Raw genomic sequence first — 8,902 nt, 5'->3', positions numbered from 1 at the left:
CCCCCGCCCCGCCCTCGGACGAACGGGACGGTCGGACCCGTGCCGGGCGCTTCCCCGACGTGCGTCCCCACCGCGCTGGACGAGCCGACCGGTGTCCCGATGCCCGGGCTGTCCGGGCTCCCCGTCGGCTGGTCCTCGATGGCGGCCCATGAGGCACGAGGGGGCGGCCGGGCGGCGCCCGCGGTGACCGGCGGGCACCCGGTGCGACCTCTCGCTCGGGCCAGGGGGCCTCCGGGCCCTTCGATCGCCGCGCGGTCGAGCCCTCACAGACTCGTCAGGATCTGCGGGGCGAGGTTCTTGATCATGGTGTTGGTCCAGCGCATCTGGCGCAGGGTCCGGGGATGGCACCGGGAGACCAGGGTCAGCAGGGGCTCGTCGCGGACCGCCCGCGCGGCCTGGGCGAGCATCTCCCAGTGCAGGGAGTTCTCCACCGCGCCCAGGTGCAGTTCGCGCAGGTCGCGCAGGAGCAGCAGGCCCGGCTCGGGCCGGTGGGCCATGGCCTCGGCCGTCTTCTCGCGCAGTGCGGACAGGACGCCGGCCGTGGACGCGCCCGCGGAACCGCTCAGGTGGACGCCCCGGCCGTCGGCGGCCTCGGACAGCCGGGCCACGTGCTCGCGCGACCACGCGGCCAGGTCGGTGGCGACATGGTGGATCTCGTGCTCGGTGCGATGGCGTTCGGCCGTCGCGATGAGCTGCCCGGCAAGGTGCCGCTCGCCGTGGTGCAGGGCGCGCAGGGTGAGGTTGACGCCGTTCACGACGCGCCCCTTCCGCCGGTGTCGGGGGACGCGTGGGCGGTCTCCGTGGCGAGGGCGGTCGCACCGCCGACGGTGGGCGGCGCGGCGTCGGCGCGGACGGGAGCCGACGCCGTGGTGGTCGGTGCGGGCGCGCGGTGTCCGTGCGCGTGCTCCACCAGGCGCAGCGAGGCGGCGGCGGTCTTGAACAGCGGCTGTTTGGAGACCGGGTCCCAGTCGGTGACGGTCGTCTCGTTCGCCGCGCGTCCCGGGGCGCCGGCGCCCGGGCCCTCGCCGGACGCGGTGTCCCAGTATCCGTAGTGGAAGGGCACGAACAGCAGGCCCGGCCGGATCCCGGTCACCCGCAGCCGGCCGCGCAGGGCCCCGCGGAGCGTGCCGACCTCGACCAGGTCCCCCTCGTCCAGCCCGAGCGCGGCCGCGTCGGAGGCGGAGGCCTCCACCCACACGTCGGGGGCGGCCGCGTTCAGTTGGGGCGCGCGCCCCGTCTTGGTCCGCGTGTGGAAGTGGTAGAGGGTGCGGCCGGTGGTCAGCTGGAAGGGGTGCTCCGCGTCGGGCGCCTCGTGCGGGGGCACGTAGGCCGCCGCCCGGATCACGGCCCTGCCGTCCGGGTTGAGGGAGCGGTACTCGACGGGCCCGTCCGAGGCGCCGGTCTCCAGGTCCTTGCCGTAGCTCTCGCAGACGTCGGGGTGCGCCCACGTGATGCCGTCGGTGTACAGGCGTGGCGTGCCGTCGGGGGCCTGCTCGTTGCACGGCCACTGGACGCCGCTCGCGTCGCGCAGCTTGGCGTACGTGATGCCGGTGTAGTCGCACGGGCGGCCGGCGCTACAGCGTTTCCACGCCTCGAAGGCCGACTCCGGGTCCTGCCAGGTGATGAGCGGGCCGCCGTCCTTGTCCCGGAAGCCCATGCGAGCGGCGTAGTCGAGGAAGATGTCGAGGTCCGGCCGGGCCTCGCCGGGCGGTTCGACGGCCTTGTCGGACAGGTGCACGGTGCGGTCGGCGTTGGTGGACACGCCGGTCTTCTCGCCCCAGGTCGCGGCGGGCAGCACCACGTCGGCGAGCTCGGCGGTCTCGGTGCGGTACAGGTCCTGCACGACGACGAACAGCCGCTCCTGGCGCAGGATCGAGCGGATACGGGAGAGTTCGGGCAGGGACACCGCCGGGTTGGTGCCGCTGATCCAGAGCATGCGGATCGAGCCCTGCTCGGCGTAGCGGAAGATCTGCATCGCGTGGGTGGGCGGGGCGTAGTGCGGGATGGTCTCCGGTTCGACGTTCCACACCTTCGCCAGGTCGGCGACATGGGCGTCGTTCTGCCAGTTGCGGAACCCCGGCAGGTCGCCGTCGGCGCCGCACTCGCGGGTGTTCTGGGCGGTGGGCTGCCCGTTCATCTGAAGCACCCCGGCGCCCGGCCGGCCCAGCATGCCGCGGATCAGGTGCAGGTTGTCGACCTGCACGGCGGCCGCGGTGGCCTGGTGGGACTGGTAGACGCCCTGGAGGACGGTGGACACCAGCCGGTCGGCGTCGCCGAGGAGGTCGGCGGCCTCGCCGATCGACGCGGCGGGCACGTCGCAGATGCCCGCGGCCCACCGCGGGGTGCACTCCTCCACGCGGGACGCCAGTTCCTCGAAGCCGACGGTGTGGGCGGCGATGTAGTCGTGGTCGACGCGGTCGGTGCGGATGATCTCGTGCAGAAGCGCGTTCAGCAGGGCCACGTTGGTTCCCGCGCGCGGGGCGAGGTGCACGGCCGCCCGCCGGGCCGCCCGGGTCGGGCGCGGGTCGACGCAGAGCAGGCGGGGCGGGTCGCCGCCCTCCAGGCGGTCGAGCAGCCGCATCCACTGCACGGGCTGGGTCTCGGCGATGTTGTGCCCGAACAGGGCGACCGCGTCGGCGTGGTCGAAGTCGTCGTAGCAGCCGGGCTGGCCGTCGCAGCCGAAGGACTCCTTCAGCGCCTCGCCGGCGGTGGCGGTGCACAGGCGGGTGTTGCCGTCCAGGTGGTTGGTCCCGATGCCCGCCCGGGCGAGGACCGCCAGCGTGTAGTACTCCTCCAGGTACAGCTGTCCGGAGGTGTAGAAGCCGAGCGATCCCGGCCCGCGGGCGTTCAGCAGCTCGCGCGAGCGGGTCACGATCCGGTGCATGGTGGTGTCCCAGTCGCACTCCACCAGACGGCCGCCCTCGCGGACCAGCGGCCGGGTCAGCCGGTCCTCCGACGCGTTGGCCTGCCAGCCGAAGAGGTCCTTGGGGCCGAGCCGGCCGCGGTTGACCCGGTCGTCCGCCCGGCCGCGCACGCCGACCATGCGGCCGTCCAGGACGGCGACGTCCATGGCGTCGCCGTCGGAGTGCAGGATCGAGGCCGCCTGCACCCACCGCTGCACCTGTTCGGGTGCGACACCGGCCGCGAGATGGGTGTCCATGCGCGGGGGCCAGGACCGGTGGCGGTCGTACGGGGTGCGTCCGCCCCACGGGTTCTCGATCCGGTCGACCGAGGCGCCCGGGCCGGCCGCGCCCCTGCCGTCCTCGTCCGTGCCAGCCTCGTCCGTGCCAGCCTCGTCCATGCCAGCCTCCTCGTGCCGCCGACGACGCCCTGCGCGTCGACCGTCCCCCGGTACCCCTGGGATCGATCACGTACCGCCGCCCCGAGCGGCGCGGGCCGCGGCTGCGCGGCACGGGCCGGGGCGAAGCCCGGTGACGCGGACCCGGTGGACCGCGGACCCGGTGGACGGCGGAGGCGCCGGGCCGGGACGGCCTCGGGCGGATCCGCCATCACAACCCATTGTTCCGGATATGGTGTTTTCGTGTGCAATCCTGCCCGTCCTCTGGGGAGGTCAGCGATGGGCGCTCCTCACCGGGCGGACCAGGCGGTTGAACAGCTCTCCGACGCTGTCGGCTACGCGGGTGTCCTGCGCGAGCTGCTTCCGATCGCGCTGTGGCGGGAGGACGCGCACGGGCGCATCGTCGAGTGGTCGCTGGCCGCGCAGGACCTGCTCGGCTTCCGGCCGCAGGACGTCCTAGACCGTCCGGCCTCCGCCCTGCTGGTGCCCGAGGGCAACCACGAGCTGGCCGACCAGCTCACCCATCGCGTCCAGGGCGGCGAGACGGTCGTCGGCACCCTGTCGGTGCGCCATCGCGACGGCCATCCGGTCACCATGGAGACGTGGATCGTGCCGGCGGCCGACGCCCAGGGGCGGCCCGGCGCCCTGCTGATCGCGGTGGAGACCTCCGAGGTCCTGCGCATGCGCGATTCCCTGGCGGCCCTGGAGAGCCTGTTCAGCCAGTCGCCCATCGGCCTGGCCACCCTCGGCACCGACCTGCGCTTCCTGCGCGTCAACGACGCACTCGCCCGGATGAACGGCGTCTCCGCCGCCGAGCACCTCGGCAAGCGGCTGACGGAGGTCGTGCCCGGCGTCAACGCCGTGGCCCTGGAGAAGACCATGCAGGAGGTGCTGGACCGCGGCACGGCCGTCGTCGACGTCCGCCGCACCGGCCGCACCCCGGCGGACCCCGGCCGGGAACGCACCTGGTCCTGCTCCTACGCCCCGCTGGTCGACGGCAGCGGCCGGACCCTGGGCGTGATCGCGTCGCTCATCGACATCACGGAGCGACAGCGGGCCGAGCACGACGCCGAGCGGGCCCGGCGCCGCTTCGCGCTGCTCGCGGAGGCCGGCGCCCGCATCGGGACCACCCTGGACCTGTGGGAGACCTGCGAGGAGATCGTGCGGATGCTGGTGCCCCAGCTCGCCGACTCCGCCGACGTGCAGCTCCTCGACGACGTAATGAGTCCCGACGAGTCCACGGAGGCCACGCGCGGGGTGATCCGCCGGATGGCCGCCCTCTTCCCCGACCCGGCCGCCCCGACGGCGCGGCTGGTGCCGGGGATGACCTCCCAGCTCGAGCGCGGCTCGCTCTACGAGCGGGTCATCGCCGACGGCCGTCCCACCAACCTGTACCGGTCCGACGTCCCGGCGCTGGTCCCCGACCCGCGCGCCGAGGAGCTGCGCGCCTACCTCAAGAGCCTGGGCTCCGCGCGGCTGGTCCCGCTGGTCGCGCGGGGCAAGGCGCTCGGCGCGGTCGTGGTGACCCGGCTGCGCAGCCGGGAGCCCTTCGACGACCAGGACTGCGTGCTGATCGACGAGCTCGCGGCGCGCGGCGCCCTCAACATCGACAACGCGCTGATGTACACCCGGCAACGGGCGGCGGCCCTCACCCTGCAACGCAGTCTGACCAACAGCGCGCTGCCCGCCGTCCCCGGCCTGGAGCTTACGGGTCGCTACCGGCCCGCCAGCGAACACGACGTCGGCGGGGACTGGTTCGACGTCATCGCGCTGCCCGAGGAGCGCACCGGACTCGTCATCGGAGACGTCATGGGGCACGGGATCCACGCCGCGGCGATCATGGGCCAGCTCCGTGCCGCCGTGCGCACCCTCGCCCGCCTGGGCATCGACCCCGCCGAGATGCTCCGCTCGCTGGACGCCCTGGTGGCCGACATGGGCGAGGACCAGCTCGCGACCTGCGTCTACGCCGTCCACGATCCCGCCACCGGCGGCTGTCTCGTGGCCCGGGCCGGCCACCCCCCGCCGGTCGTGGTGTCGCCCGGCGGGGCGATCGCCTTCCTCGACGGCTCGCCGGGGACTCCGCTGGGGACCGGCGGCGGCCAGTTCGGGACCGAGCGGGTCCCGCTGCCGCCGGGCGCGCTGCTCGTCCTGTACACCGACGGCCTGATCGAGACGCGGGGCGCGGACCTCGACCAGGGGCTGGCCCGGCTCGCGAAGGCCCTGCGCGGGCCCGGCCGGTCGCTGACGGCGCTCTGCGACGACGTCCTCGCGCACATGCTGCCCGCTCCGGTCCAGGACGACGTCGCCGTGCTGATGGCCCGGCCGCTGTGACGCCGCGGACCGCACGAGCGCCGGTCACCGGCATCGCGGCGGGGAAGGCGGGTACCCGGACGTCCGGGAGGTTCTCATGTTCGAAGCCGGTGACATCCGTGAATGGCGCGGTCACGACGTGGTCGATCCGCAGGGGCACAGGATCGGCGTGCTGGAGTCGGTCTACGTGGACACCGGCACGGACAGTCCCTCGTTCGCCACCGTGACCGTCGGACTGCCCACCCGGCGCCGCCTGGTGTTCGTCCCCCTCACGGGCGCCACGGTCGGCCCGGGCTATCTGCGCGTCGTGCACGACAAGAACGCCGTGAAGAAGGCACCGGCGATCGACGTCGACGGCGAACTGCCCGCCGAGGACGAACCGAAGGTGTTCGCGCACTACGAACTGGACTACATGCCGGGTGTCGGAGGCGAACGCCGCCTCGCCCGCCGCTGAGCCGACGAGACCGCCGGGAGAGCCGATGAGCCTGTTCCTGTTCCTGATCCTCGCCGCCCTCGTCCTCGGCATCATCGGATTCGCGGCCCACGGGCTGTTCTATCTGCTGATCATCGGCGCGGTCGTGCTGGTGGCCGATCTGGCGTACGCCGCCGTGCGGTTCCGGCGCGGCGGCCGCAGGCACCGACTGACCCGCTGACCCGGTGGACCGTCGGCGGCCCCGCACGTGAACCGGGGCCGCCTCCCTTCGCGTTGACGAAACGGAACAGCGTTCCGTAGATTAAACGGAGCGACGTTCCGCTTTGGCGTGGTGCCGGGCCGGACGCTCGCTCCTGCCCGTCTCCCCCGACCCCGGCCCCTCGGCCCGGCGGCCGGGGAGGCCACCGAAGGGAAACACCCACCATGAGCGAACCGGCCTTCTCCACCGACGTCCTCAGCCCGCCCCCCGCCGTCCTCTCGGTCGGCCCGGTCACACTGGAGATCCCCGGCCGGCCCGTGGACCTCCAGCTGCGGATCACCGCGCCCGTCACCGGGGACGACCTGCCGGTCGTCCTCCTCTCGCACGGCCAGGGCCACTCCCACCACCTCTCCTCCCTGGACGGCTACGCCCCGCTCGCCCAGTTCTGGGCGGCGCACGGCTTCGCCGTCATCCAGCCCACCCATCTGAGCTCCCGCACCCTGACCCTGGCCCCCGACACCCCCGGCGCTCCGATGTTCTGGCGTTCACGGGCGGAGGACATGCGGCACATCCTGGACCGGCTCGACGCGATCGAGGCCGCCGTGCCGCAGCTTCCGGGGCGTCTGGACCGCGGCCGGGTGGCGGTGGCCGGGCACTCGATGGGCGGCCACACCGCGAGCCTGCTGCTCGGCGCCCGCCTCACCGACCCCGAGGACGCCACGGAGGTGGACCTGGCCGACCCGCGGATCACGGCGGGCGTGCTGCTCGCCGCACCCGGCCGGGGCGGCGACGCCCTCACCGAGACCGTGGCGCGGAACTTCGGCTTCCTCCTGACCACGGACTTCTCCACCATGACGACGCCGGCGCTGGTCGTCGCGGGCGACAAGGACGACTCCGCCCATCTCACGGTCGACGGCCCGCGGTGGCACGCCGACCCCTATCTGCTGGCCCCCGCGCCCAAGACCCTGCTGACGCTGTTCGACGCGGAGCACGGCCTCGGCGGCGTCTCCGGGTACGACGTCGCCGAGACGACCGACGACAGCCCCGAACGGGTCGCCGCGGTCCAGCGGCTGACCTGGGCCTACCTGCGCAGCCGGCTCTACCCGGGCGACCCGGCCTGGCAGACGGCGTGCGACGCGCTCACCACCGGCCCGCACGCCCTCGGCCGGGTCGAGTCCCGGTAGCGCGGCCGACGCGGGCGCACAGGACGCCACGGGACGCGGCCGGCGACGCGGCCCGGCGCGGGACGAAGCCCGGCCGGTCCGGCGAGCGGCGGGCGTTCAGCCGTCCCGCGGGTCGAGCAGGACCGGCAGCGCGCGGTGACTGTTCATCAGGAAACTCGGCATCGGCCGCAGTTCCTCCGGGCGGCAGGCGAGCGTCATGCGGGGGAAGCGGGCGAACAGCGCGGCGAAGGCGCTCTCGGCCTCCACCCCGGCGAGCGGGGCGCCCATGCACCGGTGCGGTCCGTGGCCGAAGCCCAGGCTGTCGCGGTCCCTGCGCAGCAGGTCGAAGCGGTCGGCGTGCGGACCGTGACGCTCCGGGTCCCGGCCGCCGGCCGCGAAGTTCACGAGGACGGCCTCGCCCTTGCGGATCAGCACCCCGTCCAGGTCGATGTCCTCGACGGCGAACCGCATCGGCGAGTACGCCCCGGGGGTGTGCACCCGCATCGTCTCGGCGACCACGTCCTCCCAGCTCGCCCGGCCCTCCCGGACGTGCTCCAGCTGCTCGGGCGCGAGCAGCAGCGCGGCGATCGCGTTGGTGATCAGGGCGGCCGTGGTGTCCTGGCCGCCGGCGATCATGAGGAAGAGGGTGCCCAGCAGTTCCTCCTCGCTGAGCCGGTCGTCCTGGTCGCGCGCCTGGATCAGCAGGGACGTGAGATCGTCGCCGGGCTCGGCGCGCTTGGCCTCGACCAGTGCCGACAGCCGGACGAAGGCGTCCAGACGGGCCGCCTCGACCTCCTGGCCGCTGATCGTGGTGCCGAACACCGTGTGCAGCGCCCTGCACAGGGCGTCGGTCTCCGCGCCCTGCTCCACCCCGAACAGCTCGCAGATCACCCGCATCGGCAGCAGCTCCGCGAACCCGGACCGCAGGTCCACCGGCGCCCCCTGTCCGCCCGACCGCGCGAGCGAGTCGACGAGTTCGGCCGCGATCTGCTCGACCCGCGGCCGCATCGCCTCGGAGCGGCGCGCCGTGAACGCCCCGGCCACCAGGCGGCGCAGCCGGGTGTGCGAGGCCCCGTAGGCGAACAGCATGTTCTCGTTCGCCACCCACGGGTAGAGCGGCCACTCCTGCGTGATCCTCCCCTCGATGAAGTCGGGCCAGTGCTGCCGCGCGTCCTTCGAGACCCGGGGGTCGGTGAGCAGCCGCTCCACGTACCGCTGGCGCACCACCGCCCAGGCCACCACTCCCCCCGGCAGCTCCACGCGAACGGCCGGCCCCTGGGCCCTCAGCATCGCGGCCTCGCCCGCGAGGTCACGCCCCGTCACGTCGAGGGCGTAAGGGCACGCAGTCGCATCCATGGTCGTACTCCCCGGTTTCGTCTCGCACACGTCGGCATGGTCACGTGCCGGGAGCCCAGGGCCACCCCCCGCCCTCCCACCGGGACCGCGCGACGGCGTCCCGGACAACGCTTCCCCCCACCCCTCCCCGCGGCATGTACCGC

At 74.0% G+C, this 8,902-nt stretch carries 7 protein-coding genes; 4 read left to right on the top strand and 3 right to left on the bottom strand.

What is annotated here, in order from left to right:
• Positions 1 to 263: 263 nt before the first annotated feature.
• Together KMS84_RS36235 and KMS84_RS36230 are read right to left on the bottom strand one after the other, a co-directional pair.
• Entirely contained in the window at positions 264 to 755 is a 492-nt protein-coding gene (locus KMS84_RS36235) for a hypothetical protein (RefSeq protein WP_256920790.1), read from the bottom strand.
• Positions 752 to 3,301 carry a molybdopterin oxidoreductase family protein gene (locus KMS84_RS36230; RefSeq protein ID WP_256920789.1) on the bottom strand — a complete coding sequence of 850 codons (2,550 nt, stop codon included), beginning with the start codon at positions 3,299 to 3,301 and terminating at the stop codon, positions 752 to 754. Before KMS84_RS36230 ends, KMS84_RS36235 begins: the two co-directional genes overlap by 4 nt.
• A gap of 276 nt (positions 3,302 to 3,577) precedes the next feature.
• On the opposite strand from KMS84_RS36230, the gene KMS84_RS36225 reads away from it, so the two are divergent.
• From KMS84_RS36225 to KMS84_RS36210, 4 genes are all read left to right on the top strand, one after another.
• Positions 3,578 to 5,629, top strand: a complete 2,052-nt coding sequence (locus tag KMS84_RS36225; protein WP_256920788.1) for a SpoIIE family protein phosphatase — start codon at positions 3,578 to 3,580, stop codon at positions 5,627 to 5,629.
• 76 nt (positions 5,630 to 5,705) lie between these two features.
• Positions 5,706 to 6,062 (top strand): PRC-barrel domain-containing protein, encoded by a 357-nt coding sequence (locus KMS84_RS36220; RefSeq protein WP_256920787.1) that lies wholly within the window; start codon positions 5,706 to 5,708, stop codon positions 6,060 to 6,062.
• A gap of 25 nt (positions 6,063 to 6,087) precedes the next feature.
• Positions 6,088 to 6,261: a hypothetical protein gene (locus KMS84_RS36215; protein ID WP_256920786.1), complete on the top strand. Its 174-nt coding sequence runs from the start codon at positions 6,088 to 6,090 to the stop codon at positions 6,259 to 6,261.
• Positions 6,262 to 6,464: 203 nt separating this feature from the next.
• The gene (locus KMS84_RS36210; RefSeq protein ID WP_256920785.1) at positions 6,465 to 7,424 is read left to right on the top strand and encodes an alpha/beta hydrolase family protein; all 960 of its coding nucleotides are present in this window, start codon (positions 6,465 to 6,467) and stop codon (positions 7,422 to 7,424) included.
• Positions 7,425 to 7,520: 96 nt separating this feature from the next.
• Here the strand turns inward: KMS84_RS36210 and KMS84_RS36205 are convergent, their stop codons facing one another.
• Entirely contained in the window at positions 7,521 to 8,759 is a 1,239-nt protein-coding gene (locus KMS84_RS36205; protein WP_256920784.1) for a cytochrome P450 family protein, read from the bottom strand.
• Positions 8,760 to 8,902: the final 143 nt, after the last annotated feature.

This window comes from Streptomyces hilarionis (genome assembly GCF_024539675.1).
Taxonomy (GTDB): domain Bacteria; phylum Actinomycetota; class Actinomycetes; order Streptomycetales; family Streptomycetaceae; genus Streptomyces; species Streptomyces hilarionis.
This window is presented reverse-complemented; position numbering and strand designations above follow the sequence as displayed.